Raw genomic sequence first — 23913 nt, forward strand, 5'->3', positions numbered from 1 at the left:
ACCCCGCCGGCGTCTGGCAGGGTCCATATCTATTAATAAGGGGGGGGGGATGTGTTTACTAATGATAACGCTTGTCTGCACTACACTGCTCGTTCATGAGAAGAACGAATGAACAATCTGGCTAGCCTGAGCTCACAAACTGCATTACGCCTATTGCCGTCAGCAGGAAAAACACGATCAGAATCCCCCATATCACCCTGCGCAATATTTTTTTCGGGTCGTTGCCGGGTGGATGTCCGCCTTGATTCTCCAGCGTAGCTATCCGGTGCTCAAGCTCCTGAATTTTCTTTTGCTCAGACATATTCTCCATCTCCTTTTTTGTATATACTCAATAAAACGCTTCCAGATCCATAAAGTTTCATAAAAGGAAATTAACCTTTCTTTCATCTCTCTGTAACCTATCTCCCAATTTATTCCTATACTATGGGAGGAGGAGGGGATTTCCATGAAAACACTCTGGGTTCTTATGTCCGTAATCCAGCTTATGTTCGCATACAGTCCGCAAGCCGGTAACATAGATGAAGATAATAACATCCGTACATTCCAATATTCTTTGGAAGCTGGGTACAGCTGGAAGGCAACTTCAGCAGGTTCAGGAATGTATCAGGCAGATAACCGTATCTATATGAGCAATGACAGAGGCATATCCTGGCATAAGCTGAGCGATTCCTTGAGCGGCACTTTGCCAAGCGGCCCCATTGGAGACCTCAAGTTTAAGACGAAGGACACCGGCTGGATTACGGTCCATTCTCCACGCCAAGGCGATATTGGACTATATAAGACAACCGATGGAGGAATTCACTGGGCCAAAGAGCTGCTTGAAGTGCCTCCTAAATACGCTGCTGTTCAGTTTAATCCTGCCTCTCCTATATTTTTCACCTCTACAAATTATGGAATCGTGCTGCTGAACGAGGAAGGCCAGACCAATACCTCTCTTCTCTTCTATGCAACACAAGACAATGGACGTCATTGGACAGCCATCATGGATAGAACTGAGGGGCAATGGAACGATTTATCATGGATGGCTTCTTTGGATCAGAAATCCGCAAGCTACTTATGGAGTATTACTATCGGCGATAGAACCTGGACTTCATCCAACGGGGAAATCTGGTCTATTAATTAAGATCCTTAGCATTTATAAAGCTGGTGTCTTGAAGAATAGGCACAGCACTGCTAATATTCACCTGGCAGCAATAGGTCACATCGTCTTCATACCCGCGCTCACGAAGTTCACGGGCACTTGCACAATCCCATATAAGCTCCCTGATGGTTTTGCTGGAGTACTTCAAAGCTCCAATACAGACCTCAGCCTCAGGAGATTTGCTGCCGGTTAATTGGGAAAGAATCAGACCTGCACCTAAATAATCTTCAATGCCTGGACGCAAATTATTTTCACCATCCCTAACATCGGACCACCTTTCGCCGCAGGGAACCACAGTGATATTTGCCTGCAATTGCTGCATTAACCGGTTAGCAACCTCAGCCACGGCAGACGCATTAAGGAAACATCCGATGAGCAGCGCCGGCACCTGTGAAGCAATCCATGTACACGCAGCACCATTTAATGAACATAATACAAAGTCACGGCCAAAATCCGCAGAACTAAACGACAATGGTGACAGGGAATGCCCTCCTTCTCTTATCGCCTCCGCTCTTCCCCAGACGATTTCCGCACTGTTGGCTCTGGCATAGGCTTTGGCATTCTCATTGATTGGCGGGGGATACGGAAAGACATTGGCCTTGTGCTGAACCGCTGTCACTACCGTAGAAGAGAAGCTGAGCACATCAACTATGATCACAATGTCCCCACGTTCAGACGCGGCCCGCGCTCCTCTTTGCCCCCATTCCAATTTGACTTTATAAGGTGCCTGGTCATAAAACATCGGACTTCCTCCTTTATCCCATTTTTTAAAGTGGAGATTATATTTGCTATAATATAAAGTTAAAAATATACAATTACTAGAGGAGGAACTATGAAATTCCTGTCCCGTATATTGTTCACTATCTCGGTGATTGCTCTGATCCTTTATACCTTCGATTTTGCTGAAGAATACAATAAGGATCTTCTGTACCTTCTAATGACAGGCTTCACAGGTTGCTTTTTTACCAGCTTCTTGGGGAAAAATGCCTCCAAACCGCTTATCCTCAGATGGTTATCTGCGCTTGTTGTAGCGGGTATTGTGCTCTATATTTTTGTCTTTGGAACACTTTGGGGGCTGGCGAACAGACCCTGACAAACATATACCTTTTATGAATGCATCAGTGAACGGCAGCTGAGGAGAATCTTCTATGAACGCACCGGCGTAGGCACCAAAACCTTTACGCGCATCATGCGCTTTCAAAGCGTTCTCGGGATGCTGAACAGGATGGAAGGCAGCAAATTGACCGCTGCAGCACTGCAGACCGGATATTATGATCAGGCTCATTTCATACATGAATTTCAAAGCATCTGCGGGCTGCTTCCCAGCGAATATATCAAAAGCTTGAACTAAGCCTGTCCGTTTTTTACAATTCAGCTATTGTCATGTCTTATACAATAGAGCAATACAGGAATTAGGAGGCTAGACATGACAAACATACAGTTCAGGCTCGAACAATACATGCAAACCTGGGAGGATGCGGAACGCTTTAGCGGAACCGTGCTGGTTGCCCAGGGAGATCATATTTTATTGGAGAAGGGATATGGATACGGAAATCATGAGTATGCCCTGCCGAATACACCCTCCACTATTTATAATATAGGCAGCATCACTAAGCTGTTCACGGCAGCGGCTGTAATGCAGCTGTATGACCGGCAGAAGCTTCGCCTGAACGAGCCCATGGAATATTATTATCCCGGCTATAGACACGGAGACCGCATCACCATTCATCATTTACTGTCCTCCACCTCGGGGATACCGGATTATACAGAGCTGAGCCAATATAGTTCAAGAGACCGGCTTTCTGCCGAGAGCATTCGGGAGTGGTTAAATCACGAACCGTTGCAAGGTGAACCTGGACAGCAAGTGCAGAAGAGCAACTCGAATTTTGTCTTCCTCGCCAGAATCGTTGAGATGGTGTCGGGCATGGAGATCGGCGCTTATTACGAGAAATTTTTATTTGCACCGCTCGGACTTAAGCATACCGGAATAAGCTGCAATGAGGAGATTCTCACCAATAAGGCATACGGATATTCCTGCTCGGGTGAAGGCGTAGTCTGTGCAGAGTATTACGATATGACTGGTGCCTTTGGAAGCGGATTTCTCTATTCCACTGCGGCCGATTTGTTCACATGGGTCAAGGCGCTGGGCAGCGGCACAATAATAAGCAAGGAAGCCTATGACCGTATGCTTTCTCCTTACGGATATTTGTGGTACCTGGAGGCTTCGGTGGGATATGGCTGTTGTGTAAAGGGCGAGCCTGTAGAAGAAATGTTTATGGACGGGAATATTTATGGATACACCTGCACCCTGCAGCAGTACATATTAGGGGATTTCACCATAATTGTACTCAGCAACAACGATGCCAGCCCTGTAGCCCGCCTTGTAAAGGGCCTGAGAAGCATTCTGTACACTGGGGCGACCTCCATAATAGTCAAACCTGAACTTGCGGACGCCGCGGACTATGAACAATTTAGACACTTCGCGGGGGTGTACTGCTTTCCGCCAATGGGCTGGCATTTTACAATTCATTATGAAGAAGGCCTGCTGTATGTAGACCGGCTGTTCAATCAGGAGTTCAAAAAAAAGAAGTTCCAGCTTAAATTAGTTGCAGATACCGCGGAAGCAGTAGTACTGGCCTGTGTGGTGTGTGACAGCACCTTTACTTTTCATAAGGCTACGGAAGTAAAGTCCCAACAGGTAACCTACAGTTTCGATACCTTGAACCTGCCTTATGAGAGATCCGGCGAATAAAGCCGGTAAAACAATAAAGCAGCGGAAGCCTGAGCAGGAATAATACTCTTGGCAGCCGCTGCTTTTTTGTGTCTGTACTTTAGGAAACCGGATAAGCAGAAGTTACAGCCAGAATGATTTGGTAATAATTACGAGCAGAATAAACAATACCAGAATTGCCGCAGTCGATGTGCCCAAACCGCCTACAGGACCAACATTTTCTCCGCAACCACATGAACCCATTTCTCATTCCTCCTTCAAAAGTGAGTACAGCATAGAATATGCAGAATGCTCTTCACTGCTTGGGTGAAATGGAAATATGTTGTTGTGTACTCAGCCGGTCTGGTTTATTTATCCGCCATGAATGTTACGTATGTTGCTGCTGCAAATACAACAACCAGCACCAAAGAAATGACACCCATAATCCGTTCATTTTTCCAGGCACGTATTGTGTTTGCAATATATAGGATCATGAGCCCTGCCATCATTAGCGACAGATTGATGCCCGTTATAAACAACACAACAAACCCTATCATTACACAACCCCAAATAATCATGAACCACAAAGGATAATTTTTAAAGATCGTTTTAAACATTTTTCCGTCTGCCTCTATTCCATCTCAAATTTATACTTCCCTATAATCTCACAATCCAGTCTCGCTAGCAACGGAGGAAGTTTGTCCGGCAGCCGTAAACCAAAAAAGGACAAGCTCTTAGAGCCTATCCTTATCCATATAGAACACATAATTCCATATTGATCCAATTTATACGAGAGGTGCTTGAATCAATGTTGCGAAATTGAACTTGTGTACGTGACCATCATTTAAAGTAGTTTGACCTGTAACAAAATGCATATGGCTTGCTCCTGCCCGAATCGCTTGTCCTGTAACACCTGCGAACCGGTGGTTGTGCCGATCTGCACCTTCTTCAGCCAGTTTAGTGCTCCCTTCAAATTCATGTACGTGTCTCTGTGCCTGGGTTGAGCCTGTTCTTATCTTCTTTATTGTAGGCCGTTTCTTCTTCATCCATTGTCTGCCTCCCTAAAATTATGCAACTTCACATCATCTTATTTAAGACAAACTCGGATAGGTGCACAGCCATTATCAGGTCTTTTCTGGATTCAAAAAAAAACCACAACATAGCAAAAACCCCTTGCTAGGCAAGGGGTTTAGTGAAGTGGGCCCTACAGGACTCGAACCTGTGACCAATCGGTTATGAGCCGACCGCTCTAACCAACTGAGCTAAGGGCCCGGATCTAAAGTATCCGTATGATAAACAATGGCTGCAGGAAAATAAATTGGTTGCGGGGGCAGGATTTGAACCTGCGGCCTTCGGGTTATGAGCCCGACGAGCTACCGGGCTGCTCCACCCCGCGTCAGTAATCATATTCAAACAGCGACAATAGTTAATATACAATATAGCAGGCACTAAAGTCAAGGATGATTTTGTTAATTTATTCAGGGCAGGAAACGTACCCCGTAGCGGCCCTTGCGGGAGCGATAAATTTCCACAAATCGCGGATCATGATAGCCGTAAATCCAACCGTCCTGCTCCAGCCTCTTGGCCAGGCAGCCTGCTTGAAATCTCGTCCTGAACAGCTTCGCGAAGTATATCCAGTTCATGATGCCTTCTTCTCCTTTGTTACGATAATGGATGTCTTCCTTCCCTGAAGTTATCATGCCCAGTTTATAAAATATAAGCCGCAGAATACGGTATCCGCCAATAAAAAAACAGCAGGCCCTAACCTTGCGGTGAGGGCCTGAGAAACATTGCCGGATACAATTCTGCTACACGCCGAACGAGGCCGGATCTTTGCGCCAGGACTGCAGCAGCGCTACATCGCTGTCAGCGATTGTGCCTTGACTCAGTGCTACATCAATCAATGTGCTGTAGTTGGACAAGCTTTGCAGCGGCACACCAGCTGCCGCAAATGCCTCAGTGGCCCGGTCCAGCTCATAGCTGAAGATGGCCAGCACGGCCAGCACCTCTCCTCCGGCTTCCTGTACGGCCTGCGCCGCCTTAATCGAGCTACCGCCGGTAGAAATCAGGTCCTCAATCACAATGACCTTCTGTCCGGGAGAGATAATCCCTTCGATCTGGTTCTGTTTGCCGTGGCCTTTCGCTTTGTCGCGGATATATGCCATCGGCAGATCCAGCTTGTCGGCCACCCAGGCCGCATGCGGAATCCCCGCAGTGGCTGTGCCCGCAATCACTTCAGCGTCCGGATAGCTGGCTCTGATCAGCTCTGCGAAGCCATTGGCAATGTAGCCGCGAACTGCCGGGAAAGATAAGGTCAGTCGATTGTCGCAATAGATCGGCGACTTGATGCCGGAGGTCCAGGTAAAAGGCTCCTGCGGACGCAGCGCCACTGCCCCAATCTCCAGCAGATAGCTGGCGACTTGCTGGCTTTTATTCGATAATGTGCTCATGCTTGAGTCATCTCCTCAATAATAGATAGTGCGGCTGCGCGCGGATCCGCCGCAGCCGTAATAGGCCGGCCCACTACAAGGTAGTGGCTGCCTTGCCGGATAGCTTGTCCCGGCGTCATCACCCGGGACTGATCGTCCAGGGAAGACCCTGCCGGACGAATGCCCGGGGTAACCGTGCGGAACTCCGGGCCGCACGCGTCAGAGATCGCCGCCGACTCCTTAGGTGAAGCTACCACACCGTGCAGGCCGGCCTCAGCCGCCAGCTTGGCGTAACGCACCACGGTGTCCGCTACATTCCCGGCAATGCCAATCTCGCTGTTCATCACTGCCTGACTGGTGCTCGTGAGCTGTGTCACTGCGATAATCAGCGGCATTCTCAGGGACGGGTGCAGGCTGACCGCCTGGGCAGCCCCGTCCAGCGCGGCAGCCATCATAGCCGAGCCGCCGGAGGCGTGTACGTTGAACATATCCACACCGAGCATCGTAAGGCTCTCCGCCCCACCCCGCACCGTATTGGGGATATCATGCATTTTGACATCGACGAACACAGAATAACCGCGGGCCTTCAGTTCTCTGATGAAGTCTGGTCCGGCTGCATAGAACAGCTGCATTCCAACCTTCATGTAACAAGGAATGCCTTCCAGCTTCTCAATGAGCAGTCTCGCTTGCGCTGCATCAGGATAATCCAGGGCAATCATCAGCCGCTCAGCCATTTCATCCCGTCTGGTGATTTCTCCGACATTCTCGTGTTCAAGCTGCTGTGGGTCCATCTGTTTCACGTACGGATCAGCTCCTTTGGTCATTTTTTAACAGTTACCGGGTCCCCGGGCATAGCGGAACGGTCTGCGATAACGCAAACCGTTCCTGTGGCATGCCCGAAAGGGCTACTCATACATCTATAGGTTATTGTCCGACAAAAGCGGGCATGGACTGGGACGAGAAGTTGATCGTCTGCAGCATGATCAGCAGCGCCGTTACCGTATCCAGTGAGGTCATACATACGACACCGTTCTCTACCGCTTCACGGCGGATGCGGAAGCCGTCACGCTCCGGCGTTTTACCTTTAGTCAGCGTATTGAAGACAAAGTTGGCCTGACCACCGCGGATCAGATCAAGGATTGTCGGCTCTCCTTCATCCAGCTTGTTGACATTCATCACGTTCAGGCCTGCCTGCTCAAGGGCATGCGCCGTGCCGCCGGTGGCAATGATTTTGTAGCCCATGGCGTGGAAGCCCTTCATCAGCTCAACTGCCTCAGCTTTGTCTTTGTCTGCTACCGTAACGATGATTGCTCCGGTTGCCGGAATTTTCATGCCTGCTCCGATCAGACCTTTATAGAGCGCTTTGGCATACAGCTTGTCGCGGCCCATGACTTCGCCGGTCGACTTCATTTCCGGCCCTAAGGTAGGCTCTACTCTGCGCAGCTTGGCAAAAGAGAACACCGGCACTTTTACCGACACATAGTCGCTTTCCGGCCAGAGGCCTTCGGTGTAGCCATCGTCTTTCAGCTTGCCGCCAAGAATGATCTTGGTAGCCAGATGGGCCATAGGAATGCCGGTTACCTTGCTCAGGAAAGGAACCGTACGCGAAGAGCGCGGATTCACTTCGATCACATATACTTCATTCTGGTAAATGACGAACTGGATGTTGACAAGGCCAATCGTTTTCAGTTCCTTGGCTATCTTGATCGTGATTTCGCTTATTTTCTGCTTCAGGCCTTCATCCAGATATTGCGGCGGGTAGACAGCGATGGAGTCACCGGAGTGGACACCCGCACGTTCTACATGCTCCATAATACCAGGGATGACCACGGTCTCGCCGTCGCAAATCGCGTCAACCTCGACCTCTTTGCCCAGCATGTAGCGGTCGATCAGCACCGGATGCTCCGGATTCACCTTCACCGCTTCAACCATGTAGCTCAGCAATTCCGCATCGTTGTAGACAATCTCCATTGCACGGCCACCCAGTACATAGGAAGGACGTACGAGTACCGGATATCCCAGCGATTGAGCTGTTTCTACGGCTTGACTCACATCGGTTACCGTCTTGCCTTTAGGTTGTGCAATATTCAGACGGGCCAGAAGCGCTTCGAATTTCTTGCGGTTTTCAGCTTCGTCGATGCTTTCCAGACTGGTACCGAGAATATTTACACCGGCTGCAGCCAGCGGCGCAGCAAGGTTAATAGCAGTTTGTCCTCCGAACTGGACGATAACGCCAATCGGATTCTCCTGGGCGATGACATTCATGACATCCTCGAAGAATAACGGTTCAAAATAGAGCCGGTCCGAGGTGTTAAAGTCGGTCGATACCGTTTCAGGGTTGTTGTTGATGATTACAGCTTCATATCCGGCTTTCTGGATCGCCCAGACCGCATGTACGGTACTATAATCGAATTCAATCCCCTGACCGATCCGGATAGGTCCGGACCCGAGCACGATAACCTTCTGCTTGTCGGAATGGATAACCTCATTCTCCGTCTCATAAGTGGAGTAGTAGTAAGGTGTAGATGCTTCGAACTCAGCCGCGCATGTATCTACCATTTTGAAGACCGGAGTTAGTCCCTGCGCAAGGCGCATAGCACGAACATCCACTTCCTTCGTCTGAGCTCCGCCCGGCCGGCCTTCCGCCCGGATCTCGGCAATTGCCCGGTCAGTGAAACCTTTGCGTTTCGCTTGATACAAGGTTTCGGCACTCAGCGTCTCTTCACTGCGCAGCACATCCTCGAAGTTCACCAGGCCTTCAATCTTGGACAGGAACCACCAATCAATGCTGGTGATATCCTGAATCTCCTGCAGGCCGTAGCCGCGGCGGAACGCTTCCGCGATCAGGAACAGCCGCTCGTCATCCGCTTTGGCAAGACGATCCCGCAGCACGCTGTCTTCCAGCTGCTCTGCGCCCGGCAGACGGAAACGGTGGACACCGATTTCCAGGGAACGGACTGCTTTATGAATCGATTCTTCAAAGGTACGGCCAATCGCCATGACTTCGCCGGTCGCTTTCATCTGCGTGCCCAGTTTACGGTTCGCCGATGTGAACTTGTCAAACGGCCAACGCGGAATTTTGCTGACGATATAGTCCAGTGTTGGCTCGAAGCAGGCGTAGGTCTGTCCTGTAACCGGGTTAACGATTTCATCCAGCGTGTAGCCGAGAGCGATTTTGGCTGCCATTTTGGCAATCGGGTAACCGGTCGCCTTCGACGCCAGCGCCGAGGAACGGCTGACCCGGGGATTTACTTCAATGACATAATATTGATAGCTTTGCGGATCAAGCGCGAACTGCACGTTGCAGCCGCCTTCGATATTCAGCGCACGGATGATCTTGAGTGACGCGCTGCGCAGCATTTGGTATTCGCGGTCGGACAACGTCTGACTCGGTGCCACAACGATACTGTCGCCAGTATGTACACCGACAGGATCAAAGTTCTCCATGTTGCAGACAACGATACAGTTGTCGTTCGCGTCCCGCATAACCTCATATTCAACTTCCTTCATGCCGGCGATGCTTTTCTCCACCAGACATTGACCGATCGGGCTGTAACGGATACCCGCTTTGACGGTTTCACGCAGCTCTTCCTCGTTGTCGCAAATGCCGCCGCCGGTTCCACCGAGCGTATAGGCTGGACGAACGATCAGCGGATAGCCGATTCCTGCGGCAAAACCCATCGCTTCTTCCACAGTGGTGATAATCGTGCTCTCTGGTACTGGCTGATCCAGCTCGCGCATCAGATCGCGGAACAAATCACGGTCTTCTGCCTTCTCGATGGATTCCAGCTGTGTGCCCAGCAGCTTCACGTTCTCCGACTGCAGCACACCTGCGCGGGCCAGTTCCACGGCCATGTTCAGGCCGGTCTGTCCGCCCAGTGTCGGCAGCAGGCCATCCGGGCGTTCCTGGCGGATAATCGCCGTAACAAACTCAAGTGTAATCGGCTCGATGTATACCTTGTCGGCCATATTGGTATCGGTCATGATCGTGGCCGGGTTGCTGTTGATCAGCACTACCTCCACGCCTTCTTCTTTGAGTGCCTGGCAGGCCTGTGTTCCTGCATAGTCAAACTCGGCAGCCTGGCCGATGACAATCGGGCCGGAGCCGATGACGAGAATCTTTTTAAGTTTATCGTTCTTTGGCATGTTATAGAGCTCCTTTCACGGCTTCAAGCTGTGCTTTGGGTTGTGGTGCCGTGATTCTGGCATTTGCGGCAAGCTGGGCCTGGCGTGAGCCTGCTGGCGTTTTCGCTTTGTGATCAGCAATCATTTGCAGGAAACGGTCGAACAAATAGCTGCTGTCATGCGGTCCCGGCGCCGCCTCCGGATGGTACTGCACCGAAAATGCGGGGTAGCGGGTATGTTTGAGTCCTTCGACTGTCTTATCATTGTTGTTGATATGTGTAACCTCAAGCTCGGTATTGACAACTGAATCCTCGTTAACTGTGTAGCCATGGTTCTGCGAGGTAATGAAGCAGCGTCCGCTTTCCAGTTCCTTTACCGGGTGATTCCCGCCACGGTGGCCGAATTTAAGCTTCTCTGTGTCGGCGCCGCAAGCCAGGGCGAACAATTGGTGACCCAGGCAGATGCCGAAGATCGGGTATTCGCCGAGCAGCTCGGAGATCGTGTTGACGGCATACGGCACGTCTTTAGGGTCCCCAGGGCCGTTGGAGAGCTGAATGCCATCCGGGTTCAGGCGGCGGATCTCATCTGCAGTCACATCATGCGGCACCACTACAACATCACAGCCGCGGCTGTTCAGTTCGCGCAGGATACCGGTCTTCGCGCCGTAATCGACCAGCACGATCCGTTCTTTGTTCCCCGGGCTGCTGTACGTTTTGGTTGTAGATGTCCGGGCTACCTGATTGCGCAGCTCCTCAATGGTCGTGTCGCCCATCATTTCCATGAGCTCCTCCACACGTTTGTTGGAAGTGGTTAGAATGGCCTTCATCGTACCGTGGTGGCGGATAATGCGGGTCAGCATCCGCGTGTCGATCTCGCTGATTCCGGGAATGCCATATTCCTTCAGCAGGTCATCCACGCTGTATTCGGCGCGCCAGTTGCTTGGCACTTCCTCATGGCGGCGTACAACAAAGCCGTGTACAAAAGGACGCACAGATTCGAAATCATCACGGGTAATGCCGTAATTTCCGATCAGCGGATAAGTCATGGTGACGATTTGCCCGCAGTACGAAGGGTCCGACAGCACCTCCTGATATCCCGTAATTCCTGTGTTAAAAACAACCTCGCCCGTCTTTTCGCCTTCAGCGCCAAATGCGGTGCCTGTAAACAGCGTTCCGTCCTGTAGCAGCAATCTCGCCTGCATTCCCATCCACTCCTTCTTGTTTCTGTAGTCTGATTCTATGCCTTGCATCATTAGCGGAGTGTAACGCGCCAAAATGCCGCCGCATGTTCACCTTGCCCCATACAGCCGGCATCTTCGCTCCACCAGTTCATTAATTAGCTTTAGTCCAAACCGCTGTGCCGTCTACCCATGTCATAACCGGCCAGCCTTTAAGCTTCCATCCAGCAAAAGGAGTGTTGCGTCCTTTGCTGGCAAATGAAGCCGGATCTACTTCCTGCTCCTCCTTGAGGTCGATCAGCGTCAAATCGGCAGGGGCCCCAACCGTTAGATGGCCTGTATTCAGCCGGAACACCCGGGCCGGATCAGCGGTCATCCGCTGCACCAGCAGGGACAGATCCCATTTGCCGGTTGCCACAAAAGCGGTGTAGAGCAGCGGGAATGCTGTCTCAAATCCGACAATACCAAACGGTGCAAGCTGCATGCCTTTCGCTTTCTCTTCTTCACTATGCGGCGCATGATCGGTCACGATGATATCCAGCGTCCCGTCCAGCAGACCCTCGATGCAGGCTTCCACGTCGCGGCGCGAACGCAGCGGCGGGTTCATTTTCCAATTGGCATCCATGCCCGGAATGTCATCCTCTGACAGCAGCAGATGATGCGGACATACCTCCGCGGTCACCTTGATGCCGATTTGTTTGGCCTGGCGGATCAGCCGCACCGATTGTTCTGTGCTGACGTGGCAGACATGATAATGAACACCGGTTGCTTCAGCCAGCAGGATATCGCGTCCGACATGGATCGCTTCCGACTCGTTCGGGATGCCTTTAAGGCCATGCGCGGTTGCGAACTTGCCTTCGTTTACCGCACAGCCCTCAACCAGCGAATCGTCCTCGCAATGCGCGATTACAGGCATATCCAGCCCGGCAGCCAATTTCATAGCATCCTTCATCATCTGGGCAGTCTGTACGCCTACTCCGTCGTCCGTGAAACCAATGGCTCCAGCTTCCTTAAGTGCGGCAAAATCGGTCAGCTCGCGTCCCAGCTCATTTTTCGTGATCGCCGCATAAGGGAGCACCTTCACCAGTCCGGCTTCGCGCGCTTTGTCCTTCACAAACTGTACGATTTCCGGACTGTCCGTTACCGGGCGTGTATTCGGCATGCAGGCGATAGTAGTAAATCCGCCCTTGGCAGCCGAACGTGCTCCGGTTTCTACCGTTTCCTTATGCTCAAAGCCAGGCTCGCGGAGATGCACATGCATATCAATCAGTCCCGGGATCAGCAGTTTGCCTTCGGCTTCTATGATTTCAGCGGATTCGTCGAGCACATCCAGATTACTCTCAATTGCGGAAATTATGCCGTCCTGAACTACGATATGTCTAGTCTCTAACTCGCCTTCCTGGTTGAGCACGCTGGCGTTTCTTATGATCACGGTTATGATTCTCCTTTTACCTGCAGGCCGCAGCCGCAAGCTCTCTGATTATTATATAATAAAAATTCAACTTTGTGTATATTTATTAGTGTGTTTATGTCAGCTTTTTTTAACTTGAAGAGTTCTTATTGAAGGGCTCTCTCCATCACAGCCATCCGTACAGGCACGCCGTTGGACATCTGCGGAAAAATCCGCGACTGGCTGCTTTCGACCACTGCGTCATCAATCTCTACGTTGCGGTTCACCGGAGCCGGATGCATAATGATCGTGTTCTTATCGAGCCGGGCCGCCCGTTCTTCCGTCAATCCATACTGTTTCCGGTATTCCTCAGCAGACAGCAGTATGCCGGATGCATGGCGCTCAAGCTGAACCCGCAGCATCATGACCACATCAGCCTGAAGCGCTTCTTCCATACTCACATAAGGAGCGTAGGCAGCAAGTTCCGGCGCCTGCATATTCTCCGGTGCGCAGAACTGCACCTTGGCCCCCATTTTTGTCAATCCCCAGAGGTTCGAGCGTGCAACCCGGCTATGCATAATATCCCCGATAATCGAAACTTTGAGGCCCTTCAGCCCGCCAAAATTTTTGCTCATTGTATACAGGTCCAGCAGCGCTTGCGTCGGATGCTCGTTATTGCCGTCTCCGGCATTAATCAGCGGAATGGACACCTTCTCGGCCAGCTGCTGCAGCACGCCCGCAGGCTTCAAACGCACAACTCCGGCATCGATCCCCATTGATTCCAGTGTGCGTACTGTATCGTAGATCGACTCGCCTTTTTCTACACTGGAAGCCGCAGCCGTGAAATTCAGCACCTGAACGCCAAGGCGTTTCTCGGCCATTTCGAAGGAAAAGCGGGTGCGCGTGCTGTTCTCAAAAAACATGTTGGCAACAAAATGTGATCTCAGTACCGGGGTCAGCTTCTCGGCCTGATTGTCCCAGTACGCTGTTCTCTCCAATAACTCACGGATTTCCGAGCTGTCCAGCTCTTTAATCCCCAGCAGACTGCGTTCCTTCACCTTGGTTGCCGTCATCATTGTTATCGTTCCTCCCGGTTTGAAATAATGTAAACTTCATCCTTGCCGTCGAATTCGGTCAGCGCCACTTCGATCTGCTCATGCCTGGAGGTAGGTACGTTCTTGCCGATGTAATCCGGACGGATCGGAAGCTCCCGGTGTCCACGGTCAGCCAGTACAGCGAGTTGGATCATCCTTGGCCGTCCGCAATCCATCAGGGCATCCATCGCCGCGCGGATTGTGCGTCCGGTGTACAGCACATCGTCGAACAAAATCACTTTTTTGTCGTGGATGCCGCTGACTCCTTCCGGCAGGGTCAGGTAGCTCTTCACTACCGCCCGGTCCATCTCTTCGCGGTCATCGCGGTAATGTGTGATGTCCAGCTCGCCGTAAGGAATATCAACACCTTCAATTTCCTTGATACGTTCTGCGATCCGCTGGGCCAGGTAAATGCCGCGTGTCCGGATGCCTACCAGCAGACAATTCTCGATACCTTTGTTTTTCTCCAAAATCTCATGGGCAATGCGCGACAGCGCGCGGCGAATTGCCGTTTCATCCATAATGACATTTTTCTCAGTAACCATAATCCGTCATCCTCCTGCTTGTACGCCCGTTCAAGCTCCCGGAAATCAAAAAACTCCTTGCCCAAAGCAGGCAAGGAGTGAAATCCGCAGATTCAAAAAGATGGCGTGTCCGCGCGCATAAAAAGACCCTCCGTACTCATACGGATTCCTTCCTTAAGTCGCGAACCTCGATTCACGTTACCTTGCCAGCCTCACGGGACTGAATTAAAGGCGCATATTCATTTAACAGAATTATGACAGAAGTCATGGCTTGTGTCAAATGGGAGGCAGTGGAACTGAAAATATTAGATTGTATAGGTGAGAGGACGCAGGCTGCGGGAATGTTTGGACTTTCGGCCGCTGTTAGATTTGGATTTCTTGATTGATACCGCTGCTATATAGATTCAATTTAAGATTTACCCATTTTGGTCGAGGACGTAACTACGGTGAATGTTTGGACTTCCGGCCGCTGTTGTCACCAGATTTCTTGATTTTACCCGCTATATGCGGTGGAAATCCGGTGACAAAGGCGAACACATTCGCTCCTACAGTTCCAAAATTCCCTCCGCAGCTTCCACCTAAACGTGAAATTTTTCAGTTTAAAAGAAAGAAGCAAAAAGAACGCCAGCTGCTGTAATAGCTGCAACTGTTCGTCTTTGATATGATGAAGACCGGAGGCGACTGATAATGGAACTGGAATTTATCACAGCTGCGCATTGGAATGATAGCTTATGGGAGTTAATTGAACCCATGTACCTGGAGGCTTTTCCAAGTGGAGCTAAACCGGCAGGAATAATACACAATATGCTGGACAGAGGAATAGCGTATTTGCATGCTGGCTTAGCTGATGGACATATTGTAGCAATGGCTGTAACCGGGATGGTTGGAGGGACGGCCGACAAGCGGCTTATCATTGACTATCTGGCAGTTGCCAAGAAGTCACGCGGAGAAGGCCTCGGCTCATTGTTTCTGGAAAAAATCATTCACTGGGCTGAACAAGTGCATAAGGCCGGTGGAATCATCATTGAAGTGGAAGCCGGAAATACAGCTGCGCATCTTGAGCGTATTCATTTCTGGGAACAGAACGGTTTCAAGCTGACACCGTATATCCATCAATATATTTGGGTGCCGGAGCCGTATCAGGCAATGCTGCGCCCGCTGAAGCAGGGGGTTGCTGCCGAAGATAACGGGGAGTCCTTATTCCGTTATATTAACAAATTTCACAGAAAATCTTACCGCCCGTCTTGAGCGTGCTGCACTAAGAAGCCGCCGCAGATTTCTCTGCGGCGGCTTCTTGTTGCCCGTTAGTTTAGAATTCAAATTCAACGTCGCTGAGGCGTCTTTGAATTTCGGAGATTACACGTTTCTCTTCCTCTTCACCTTTGGCGATAAAGGTCACGGAGAAACGTACGAATGGACCTGCATCATCCCAAGGCACGGTGGAGATCAGCTTCTCGCGGATCAGGAACTGCGAGAAATCTTCGCCGGATTCGAAACGGCGTCCGCCTTTGATACCCTTTGGTGCAGCTACATAAAGGAAGAAAGAACCTTTCGGTTTCTCTGCCTTGAAGCCCAGGCTGTTCAGCGCGTCCACCAGCATGTTGTGGCGGCGGGAATACTTGGCAGCAATCGCTTCAGTAATCTCAGGGTGTTCCAGACCGTAGGCGGCAGCCTTTTGAATCGCGATGAACTGGCCGGAGTCATTGTTGTCCTTCACATCGCTGAATGCTTTCACGACCAGCGGGTTGCCGGCAACGAAGCCGATTCTCCAGCCTGTCATGTTGTAAGACTTGGAGAGCGAGTGCAATTCTACGCCGACATCCTTTGCGCCGGGTACGGACAGGAAGCTCAGCGGCTTCACACCGTCATAAGTCAGCGCTGCATACGGAGCATCATGGATGACTACGACGTCATATTTTTTGGCCCAGTCTACAACGGCGCTGAAAAATTCAGGAGTTGCGCTGGCACCCGTAGGATTATTCGGATAGTTCAGGTAGAGCAGCTTCGCTTTGCGGGCGATATCTTCCGGAATGGAATTCAGATCAGGCAGAAAGTTGTTCTCTCTCTTGAGTTCCACCGTATAGACTTGTCCACCCAAATATTTGGTGTGGGTACCCAGTACCGGATAACCCGGAACCGTCATAATGGTGATGTCGCCCGGATTGATGAAGCAGGATGGCAGCATGGCTAATGCCGGCTTCGAACCGATGGAATGCACAACCTCGTTTACAGGGTCGATCCCCTCTACACGAAATACATCCTTCAGGTAAGCTGCAGCGGCAGCTTTGAATTCAGGAATTCCGTTGTCGGAATAGCCGCGATTTTCTTCTTTGGCCGCTTCAATGGCAAGTCTTGCAACAATGCCTTCATCCGCCATCTCGTCAGGTTCGCCGACGCCCATATCAATCAATTCAATATTAGGAAAATCCTGTTTCGCCGATGCTTTGGCGCGTTTGATTTTCTCGAATTTGTAAATGGCTGTATCTTTGCCGTAGTTCGCACCGCCGATGCGGTCCGCAAAATTAGTCTGAATGAAAGTCTCTTGATACTGTTCGATACTCATAATTTTGTTCTCATCTCCTGGCTATTATTAAATATATCATTAAATATGAAGCAAAATCGTCTCCAAAACCATGGATTTATGATCACTTCATTTGTACTTATCTGCTGCGCAGCGTAAACAGCACTTCTTCCATATCTGCCGGAATCGGTCTGCTGAACTCCATATACTCACCCGTGGAAGGATGCTTAAAGCCCAGTACGGCGGCATGCAGAGCCTGTCCGTTCATCATAATCCCCTTGCTGCGCCCGTATACCGGATCACCGACCAGCGGATGCCCGATAAACTTCATATGCACGCGGATCTGATGCGTCCGTCCGGTCTCCAGCTGCAGTTCCAGCAGTGTGCAGTCGCCAAAGCGTTCCAGCACGGTAAAATGGGTCACGGAACGTTTGCTGTTTTTCTCGGTTACCGTGTACAGCTTGCGGTCATGCGGGTCACGGCCAATCGGGGCGTCTACGGTTCCCTGGCTATGGGCCAGGTTACCATGCACCACTGCGATGTAGCGGCGTGTTACACTGTGCTCTTTAAGCTGGGCAGCGAGTGAAGCATGACTGGCATCATTTTTAGCTGCCATAATCAGACCGGAAGTATCTTTATCAATGCGGTGAACAATCCCGGGACGAATCTCGCCATTGATGCCGGACAGATCTTTGCAATGAAACATCAGCGCATTGACCAGTGTACCGGACGGATGCCCTGCTGCCGGATGCACGACCATGCCGCGCGGCTTATTGATTACAATAACATCGCTGTCCTCGTAGACCACTTCAAGCGGGATATCCTCCGCAATCAGATCGGTAACTTCAGCCTCTGGAACCGTAACAGCGATAACATCGCCTTCATTCAGCTTATAGTTGGCCTTAACCGGAGAACCGTTAACCTTAACATGTCCGCTGCTGATCCACAGCTGTACCTGAGAGCGTGAAATTTCTTCTTCCCAGGCCTCCGTAATATATTTATCAACCCGCTCCCGGGCATTCTCTCCAGAAACAATCCACTCCGTGACGTCCCTTTCTTCTTCGAAGGCAATTGCACCTGCCTGCTCATTGACGTCCTTGTTCAAATCATTCATTCCCTTCTTTTACTTCCTTTGATTCCTTAACTTCGATGATTTCGTCCCCGCTCTTCATATCCAGCAGTGTATCGAGAATAATCAGTCCAACCCCAATCACGATGCAGGAGTCGGCAACATTAAAAATGGGGAAGGTGTAGCTTCCGAAGTTGAACATCAGGAAGTCGACAACCTCACCGTTAAGCATCCGGTCCAAAAAGTTGCCTATAGCTCCGCCCAGCACCAATGCCAGAGCGGTAGGAAGCAGCTTCCGCGAGGCTTTGGCCTTGTTCATATACCAGACAATTCCGACGACAACAACAACCGTAACTATAAAGAAAAACCATTGCTGTCCTTCAAGAATTCCGAAAGCGGCTCCACTATTGCGGTGGGAGGTAATAATGAAGAAGTCGTTTATGACCGGAATCTGCTCGCCGAGCTCCAGCCGGGTAGCAATCACATATTTGGTACCCTGGTCAATCAAAAACACAATTAGCGCAATCAGATAGTACACCACAGAAGTTGTCACTCCGTTCTTATTTTTCCCGCGTGATAGCGGTACAAATACTGAATAAAGACTTGTATATTGTAGCACAGGCCTCAAGAAGCCGTCTATTGCGGACCGTATAACCCTTTTAAGGCCGGGGGGACTATTTACCATCGCTAAAAAGACGCTTCTCCGGTCAAGCTATCAAAGAACGAACCGGCAGGAATGCCGGGAAGCGTACGTTATGACAAAAGCATCTGAAAGGAGCACTCGCCTATGAGCCATCTGACATCACAGCAGCTCTCGCAGCTGCGGGCAGCGCTGCTGCAGCAGCAGGAGGAAATCCGCCACAGGCTGCAAAATAACGAGCATTACGGTCTGCAGGAAGCCATGCGCGATACAACCGGGGAATTGTCCGAAATCGACAACCATCCCGGCGATGCCGCCACTGAGCTGTATAACCGCTCGATAGATATTTCCCTGCTGGAACGCGACGAGCATGAATTGGACGATATCGAAGCCGCTCTGCAGGCCATGGATGAAGGCACCTACGGGATTTGTATTGCCAGCGGCAATCCGATTCCATATGAGCGCCTCTCAGCCCTTCCATCCACCAGATACAGCAAGGAGCATGCCCCACGCCAGAACGCCCCGTTTACCCGGCCGGTCGAAGAAGAGCTGCTGTTCCCGCCTTTTGGACGCACCAGCCTTGACGAACGCGAAGAGCAAAACGGTTTTGACGGCGAAGATGCCTGGCAGATCGTCGAAAGCTGGGGCAGCTCCAACTCCCCGGCCATGGCCGAAGGCAATGATATCGGCTCTTACAACGATATGGAGATTGAGGCCGACGAAACCGAAGGCTTCGTGGAGCCGTGGGAGAACTTTGTGGCGACCGATATCGCCGGGAACCATTTAACCATCATTAAAGGAACCAGTTACCGTCATTACATGGACACCGAGGAAGGCAGCTACCTGCTGGATCCGTCCGCTAAAAAGGAAAGGGAGTAGCCATATGCTGCTCCTTTTTTAGGTACACACGCCAGATCAATGATTCTCTAATCCCTAAAAAGTCTTAAGCTCCAGCTGGTGCTGTACGATCCGCACAATATCTGCAATATAATCTCCGATAATCGGCAGGTTGAGTGCCCCCAGCATCTGCAGTACATAAATGATCGTCGCCGCAAAAAAAGTGAATCCGAGGGCAACCCCCACCCCGCGCGCTATTCCTGATATTATGTTCAGCCAGATCAGCCGCCAGGGCGAATGCAGCAGCTGTGTATATTCAGCAATCCGCGATTTCTCCATCTCCCGGGCCAGCCCCAATGTCAGCCGGTATACCGCGCTCAATTTCTCATCCGGGGAAAGGGCCTCTGCTCCCGCTTCAGCTTCCCGTTTGAAATCCGGAGCCTGATCCGGTCCGCTACCCTTGCCTGTTGCGGCGGAGATTTCTCTCTGCTGCCCGGAGGCTTTGCTTCCTTCTTCCCGACCCTCCAAAACACTCCTGCTCCTTCCCTAACGTCCACAAAATAAATGAGCCCGGTTCGGGGAGAGGCAATCTCTCCCCGAACACGGGGCTCGTCATTTTGCGCATAAATATAAGGTTCTCAGTAATGATCCTCATATTTCCGCAGAAACGGCTTTCTGATCAGCAGTGCATATACCGCCAATCTCGAAAGCCCCTGCCCGATGCTAAAGGCCTGGACGTTTCTTCTTATGCCGCTAGTATATGTCATTTGGAGACAAGCGATACGGGGATCAGCATTTAGCTTCTCTTTAGGCTCCGATATGGATTCCAATGGATCTGCCGCCGGCATCCACCGTTTCAAATGGATGCACTCCGTCAAACTCAACGGTAGTCACAAGCACATTTTCACGCAGTACATGTTCAAAAGCAGTCACAGCCGCTTTCAGTTCATCATCCAGCTGCAGCGTGAGCGCGATCCGTTTCTCGATCGCCAGATCCAGGCGTTTGCGGTAATCCTGAACTGAACGGATAATTTCACGGACCCAGCCTTCCTGCTCAAGTTCAGGAGTGATTTCCGTGTTCAGCGCTACCGTGAGACCGTAACCGGAAGCTGATGCAAAACCTGGTTTGGCCTGCTTCTCAACAAGCAGCTCCTCGGCAGTAATCTGCAGTTCTTCCCCTTCCGGCGACACGATGGCAATCACACCGTCCTGTACCGCTTTGCGGGTAGCGTCGCTGTTCATCCCTTTCAGGTAGCCTTGCAGGAAGCCTACACTCTTGCCGTATTTTTTACCGGCTACCTTAAGGTTCAGCTTCAGCGTGAAATCAACAAACCCGCTGTCGCTGTTCTCCAGCACAATTTCTTTGACATTGATCTCATCCTTGATGATCTCTTCATAATCCGTTACATCAAAGCTGCGGTCCAGGGAAACGATCAGCTCGGACAGCGGCTGGCGTGTCTTGATGCCAGCCTCGTTGCGCACGTTGCGGGCAAGCTCGACAATGCCTCTGGCACTCTCCATATCCCGCTCCAGCTCAAGATCGATCAGACTCTCGTCGGCAGCCGGATAATCCGCCAAATGCACACTTTCCCCGCCGCCAAGGTTCATATAGATATCTTCCGACAGCATCGGTGTGAACGGTGCCATCAGCGTAGCCGTTGTGAGCAGCACATGTGTCAGCGTACGGTAGGCATCCAGCTTCTCTTCGTCAAGCCCGCTGCCCCAGAACCGGTCGCGTGAGCGGCGGATATACCAGTTGCTCAGTTCATCCACGAAGTTCTCAATTGCTTTGGACGAATTGACGAAGTCGTTGATGGCGAGGCCTTTTTCCACAACTAGAATCAGACTGTTCAAGCGGGAGAGAATCCAGCGGTCGAGCTTATGCCCCGATACTTTGAATGGATGCTCTGCAGGGTCGTACCCGTCAATGCCGGCATAGAGCGTCAGGAACGCATGCGTGTTGACGAGCGTATCCACAACCTTGGATTTGGTCTCACCAACCAGACCGCGGGAGAAACGTTTGTTATTCCACGGCGCACTGTCGGACAGAATCGCCCAGCGGAAGGCATCGGTGCCGTATTCGTTCATGATTTCCCAAGGGTCAATAACATTGCCTTTGGATTTGGACATTTTTTGGCCGTTCTCATCGAAGATGTGGCCGTGGGCAATAACTGCCTTGTAAGGCGCTTTGCCCTTGAACAACGTCGATACCGCAAGCAGGCTGTAGAACCAGCCGCGTGTCTGGTCAATTCCTTCACAGATCATATCTGCCGGATACTGGTCGGCGAATCTGTCTTCATTCTCGAACGGATAGTGGCTTTGGGCAAACGGCATCGAGCCGCTGTCAAACCATACGTCGATGACCTCAGAAGTACGCACCATCACGCCGCCTTCGCTGAACGGGCTGCGCAGCTTGATATTGTCTACATATGGCTTATGCAGCTCGATATCCTCAGCGACTTCGCCGATCGCCATCGAGCGGAGTTCTGCGATGCTGTGCGGCGCAAATTCTTTGCCGGTGTCCTGGCAAACCCAGACATTCAGCGGTGTGCCCCAGTAGCGGTTGCGGCTGATATTCCAGTCCACCAGTTCTTCCAGGAACTTGCCGAAGCGGCCTTCGCGCACATGGTCAGGATACCAGTCCACGTTGTTGTTGTTGGCGATCAGCTGATCTTTGATCGCTGTCGTTTTGATGAACCAGCTGTCTGTCGCATAATACAGCAGCGGAGTATCGCAGCGCCAGCAGAACGGATAGCTGTGCTCGTATTTCTCTTTATTGTACAGCAGTCCTTTTTCGGACAACGCCTTGATGATGTCTAAATCACAATCTTTCACAAACCGTCCGGCAAAATCACTTACCACGTCAATGTATTTACCGGAAGTATCCACCACATTAACAAAGCTGATGCCGTTGTCGCGGCAGCTCTTATAGTCATCCTCACCATGTGCCGGAGCCATATGCACGATCCCTGTACCGCTGGAATCCGTTACGAAGGATGCACTAACAATCACATTATGTTTCTCCGCCTCGATATAGCTAAACGGCGGGGTATAGCTTTGACCGATAAAGTCAGAGCCTTTATGCGTAGAAAGAACCGTATACTTCCCTTTCAGTACCTCTTCCACGAGGTTCTTGGCCAGCACGTATACGCCGTCTTCCTGCTGCGCACGGACATATTCCATCTCCGGGTTCATTGCCAGCGCCATATGCGCCGGAAGCGTCCAAGGGGTGGTCGTCCAGGCCAGCACATAGTCGCCGCTGCCATCCAGCTTGAACTTGGCCGTTGCACTGAGGTCCTTCACCGTCTTATAGCCCTGCGCCACTTCATGGGAGCTTAGCGTTGTCTGGCAGCTCGGGCAATACGGGCTGACGCGGTGTCCGCGGTACAGCAGACCTTTCTCATGCACCGTAGCCAGAATGTTCCACACGCTTTCGATGTACGTATTATCCAGCGTCACATACGGATTATCCAGATCGGTCCAGTAACCGATCGCTTCCGTGAACTCACGCCACTGCTTCTCGTAGCCAAATACGCTCTCTTTGCACTCTTTGATGAACTTTTCCACGCCATACTCTTCAATTTCCTGCTTGCCGGAGATTCCGAGTTTCTTCTGCACGCCGAGTTCAACCGGCAAGCCGTGAGTGTCCCAGCCCGCTTTACGCACAACGCGGTAGCCCTTCATCGTCTGGTAGCGGCCGATGAAATCCTTGATGACCCGGCCCAGCACATGCCCGATATGCGGTACGCCGTTAGCTGTCGGAGGTCCTTCATAGAACACATAGTTCGGACGGCCCTCGCGGTTCTCCATGGATCTGCGGAACGTATTCTCATCGCTCCATTTCTTCAGTATGCGGACATCTCTTGCCCGCGCTTTTTCTTTGACATCTACTTTTTGCATTGCTGGTCAATCCTTCCTTAGTTTAGTCTATAAAGCTGCTCGGGCCCGCTAAAGCCCTTGCCCTTGATCTTGCCCTCGCCTTTGATCTTGCTCTTGCTCTTGCCTTTGATTCTTGCCCTCGCCTTTGCTCTAGTCTTGGGCCCCCGGCCCGCGATCCCGTCAGGGCAGCGCTGGGTCGGGTTGCCCGCGGCGGGGCGTAGCCGACGCAAATGTTTTTGCTCTTGCTCTTGCCCTTGCTCTTGCCCTTGCTCTTGCCTTTGATCTCGCCCTCGTCTTTGTTCTAGTCTTGGGCCCCCGGCCCGCGATCCCGTCAGGGCAGCGCTGGGTCGGGTTGCCCGCGGCGGGGCGTAGCCGAC

At 51.3% G+C, this 23913-nt stretch carries 24 protein-coding genes and 2 tRNA genes; 6 read left to right on the forward strand and 20 right to left on the reverse strand.

The window, feature by feature from the left end; genetic code table 11:
• Positions 1–121: 121 nt before the first annotated feature.
• Entirely contained in the window at positions 122–301 is a 180-nt protein-coding gene (locus AC3WT9_RS14165; RefSeq protein WP_341095380.1) for a hypothetical protein, read from the reverse strand.
• A gap of 144 nt (positions 302–445) precedes the next feature.
• Between AC3WT9_RS14165 and AC3WT9_RS14170 the strand changes: the two genes are divergently transcribed.
• Positions 446–1123: a WD40/YVTN/BNR-like repeat-containing protein gene (locus AC3WT9_RS14170; protein ID WP_341095382.1), complete on the forward strand. Its 678-nt coding sequence runs from the start codon at positions 446–448 to the stop codon at positions 1121–1123.
• Here AC3WT9_RS14170 and AC3WT9_RS14175 read toward each other — a convergent pair.
• On the reverse strand, positions 1116–1883 hold the full coding sequence (locus tag AC3WT9_RS14175) for a 2-phosphosulfolactate phosphatase (RefSeq protein WP_341095384.1): 768 nt from the start codon (positions 1881–1883) through the stop codon (positions 1116–1118). The two genes, AC3WT9_RS14170 and AC3WT9_RS14175, sit on opposite strands and share 8 nt — an antisense overlap.
• A 90-nt stretch (positions 1884–1973) precedes the next feature.
• On the opposite strand from AC3WT9_RS14175, the gene AC3WT9_RS14180 reads away from it, so the two are divergent.
• From AC3WT9_RS14180 to AC3WT9_RS14190, 3 genes are all read left to right on the forward strand, one after another.
• Positions 1974–2234, forward strand: coding sequence for a hypothetical protein (locus AC3WT9_RS14180; RefSeq protein WP_341379510.1), 261 nt, complete (start codon positions 1974–1976; stop codon positions 2232–2234).
• 24 nt (positions 2235–2258) lie between these two features.
• Positions 2259–2492 carry a helix-turn-helix domain-containing protein gene (locus AC3WT9_RS14185; protein ID WP_341380406.1) on the forward strand — a complete coding sequence of 78 codons (234 nt, stop codon included), beginning with the start codon at positions 2259–2261 and terminating at the stop codon, positions 2490–2492.
• A gap of 75 nt (positions 2493–2567) precedes the next feature.
• Positions 2568–3893: a serine hydrolase domain-containing protein gene (locus tag AC3WT9_RS14190; protein WP_341379511.1), complete on the forward strand. Its 1326-nt coding sequence runs from the start codon at positions 2568–2570 to the stop codon at positions 3891–3893.
• A gap of 102 nt (positions 3894–3995) precedes the next feature.
• Here the strand turns inward: AC3WT9_RS14190 and AC3WT9_RS14195 are convergent, their stop codons facing one another.
• The 13 genes from AC3WT9_RS14195 to pyrR all read right to left on the reverse strand — a co-directional run bounded on the left by AC3WT9_RS14195 (position 3996) and on the right by pyrR (position 14611).
• Entirely contained in the window at positions 3996–4115 is a 120-nt protein-coding gene (locus AC3WT9_RS14195) for a YjcZ family sporulation protein (RefSeq protein WP_341095390.1), read from the reverse strand.
• Between the two features lie 104 nt (positions 4116–4219).
• The gene (locus AC3WT9_RS14200; protein ID WP_341379512.1) at positions 4220–4408 is read right to left on the reverse strand and encodes a hypothetical protein; all 189 of its coding nucleotides are present in this window, start codon (positions 4406–4408) and stop codon (positions 4220–4222) included.
• 228 nt (positions 4409–4636) lie between these two features.
• Entirely contained in the window at positions 4637–4897 is a 261-nt protein-coding gene (locus AC3WT9_RS14205) for a YmaF family protein (RefSeq protein ID WP_341379514.1), read from the reverse strand.
• Between the two features lie 152 nt (positions 4898–5049).
• A tRNA-Ile gene (locus AC3WT9_RS14210) sits at positions 5050–5123 on the reverse strand.
• Positions 5124–5170: 47 nt separating this feature from the next.
• A tRNA-Met gene (locus AC3WT9_RS14215) sits at positions 5171–5247 on the reverse strand.
• Positions 5248–5329: 82 nt separating this feature from the next.
• The gene (locus AC3WT9_RS14220) at positions 5330–5494 is read right to left on the reverse strand and encodes a hypothetical protein (RefSeq protein WP_019909365.1); all 165 of its coding nucleotides are present in this window, start codon (positions 5492–5494) and stop codon (positions 5330–5332) included.
• 165 nt (positions 5495–5659) lie between these two features.
• Positions 5660–6301 carry an orotate phosphoribosyltransferase gene (gene pyrE / locus AC3WT9_RS14225; protein WP_341095398.1) on the reverse strand — a complete coding sequence of 214 codons (642 nt, stop codon included), beginning with the start codon at positions 6299–6301 and terminating at the stop codon, positions 5660–5662.
• Positions 6298–7071: an orotidine-5'-phosphate decarboxylase gene (pyrF, locus tag AC3WT9_RS14230; protein ID WP_341097754.1), complete on the reverse strand. Its 774-nt coding sequence runs from the start codon at positions 7069–7071 to the stop codon at positions 6298–6300. Before pyrF ends, pyrE begins: the two co-directional genes overlap by 4 nt.
• Before the next feature lie 133 nt (positions 7072–7204).
• Positions 7205–10426 carry a carbamoyl-phosphate synthase large subunit gene (gene carB, locus AC3WT9_RS14235; protein ID WP_341095399.1) on the reverse strand — a complete coding sequence of 1074 codons (3222 nt, stop codon included), beginning with the start codon at positions 10424–10426 and terminating at the stop codon, positions 7205–7207.
• Position 10427: 1 nt separating this feature from the next.
• Positions 10428–11606 carry a glutamine-hydrolyzing carbamoyl-phosphate synthase small subunit gene (gene carA / locus AC3WT9_RS14240; protein WP_076109061.1) on the reverse strand — a complete coding sequence of 393 codons (1179 nt, stop codon included), beginning with the start codon at positions 11604–11606 and terminating at the stop codon, positions 10428–10430.
• A 130-nt stretch (positions 11607–11736) separates the two neighbouring features.
• Positions 11737–13014 (reverse strand): dihydroorotase, encoded by a 1278-nt coding sequence (gene pyrC / locus AC3WT9_RS14245; RefSeq protein ID WP_445935351.1) that lies wholly within the window; start codon positions 13012–13014, stop codon positions 11737–11739.
• A gap of 125 nt (positions 13015–13139) precedes the next feature.
• A complete protein-coding gene (locus AC3WT9_RS14250) occupies positions 13140–14048 on the reverse strand; it encodes an aspartate carbamoyltransferase catalytic subunit (RefSeq protein WP_341095401.1) in 909 nt (302 codons plus the stop codon).
• A gap of 2 nt (positions 14049–14050) precedes the next feature.
• Entirely contained in the window at positions 14051–14611 is a 561-nt protein-coding gene (gene pyrR, locus AC3WT9_RS14255; protein ID WP_341095403.1) for a bifunctional pyr operon transcriptional regulator/uracil phosphoribosyltransferase PyrR, read from the reverse strand.
• 666 nt (positions 14612–15277) lie between these two features.
• Between pyrR and AC3WT9_RS14260 the strand changes: the two genes are divergently transcribed.
• Complete coding sequence (locus tag AC3WT9_RS14260; protein ID WP_341095404.1) at positions 15278–15838, forward strand: GNAT family N-acetyltransferase; 561 nt, start codon at positions 15278–15280, stop codon at positions 15836–15838.
• A 61-nt stretch (positions 15839–15899) separates the two neighbouring features.
• On the opposite strand, the gene AC3WT9_RS14265 is transcribed toward AC3WT9_RS14260, so the two are convergent.
• The 3 genes from AC3WT9_RS14265 to lspA all read right to left on the reverse strand — a co-directional run bounded on the left by AC3WT9_RS14265 (position 15900) and on the right by lspA (position 18721).
• On the reverse strand, positions 15900–17153 hold the full coding sequence (locus AC3WT9_RS14265; protein ID WP_341095406.1) for an LL-diaminopimelate aminotransferase: 1254 nt from the start codon (positions 17151–17153) through the stop codon (positions 15900–15902).
• Positions 17154–17250: 97 nt separating this feature from the next.
• The gene (locus tag AC3WT9_RS14270; protein ID WP_341095408.1) at positions 17251–18225 is read right to left on the reverse strand and encodes an RluA family pseudouridine synthase; all 975 of its coding nucleotides are present in this window, start codon (positions 18223–18225) and stop codon (positions 17251–17253) included.
• Positions 18218–18721, reverse strand: a complete 504-nt coding sequence (lspA, locus tag AC3WT9_RS14275) for a signal peptidase II (RefSeq protein ID WP_076109056.1) — start codon at positions 18719–18721, stop codon at positions 18218–18220. Before lspA ends, AC3WT9_RS14270 begins: the two co-directional genes overlap by 8 nt.
• Positions 18722–18967: 246 nt before the next feature.
• Here lspA and AC3WT9_RS14280 point away from each other — a divergent pair, with 246 nt between their 5' ends.
• Positions 18968–19699, forward strand: a complete 732-nt coding sequence (locus AC3WT9_RS14280) for a TraR/DksA C4-type zinc finger protein (protein ID WP_341095410.1) — start codon at positions 18968–18970, stop codon at positions 19697–19699.
• 54 nt (positions 19700–19753) lie between these two features.
• On the opposite strand, the gene AC3WT9_RS14285 is transcribed toward AC3WT9_RS14280, so the two are convergent.
• Both AC3WT9_RS14285 and ileS read right to left on the reverse strand, forming a co-directional pair.
• The gene (locus AC3WT9_RS14285) at positions 19754–20137 is read right to left on the reverse strand and encodes a DUF5665 domain-containing protein (RefSeq protein WP_445745045.1); all 384 of its coding nucleotides are present in this window, start codon (positions 20135–20137) and stop codon (positions 19754–19756) included.
• 327 nt (positions 20138–20464) lie between these two features.
• Positions 20465–23557, reverse strand: coding sequence for an isoleucine--tRNA ligase (ileS, locus tag AC3WT9_RS14290; protein ID WP_341095414.1), 3093 nt, complete (start codon positions 23555–23557; stop codon positions 20465–20467).
• Between the last annotated feature and the right edge of the window lie 356 nt (positions 23558–23913).

Source organism: Paenibacillus sp. EB106-06-01-XG199, assembly GCF_058791575.1.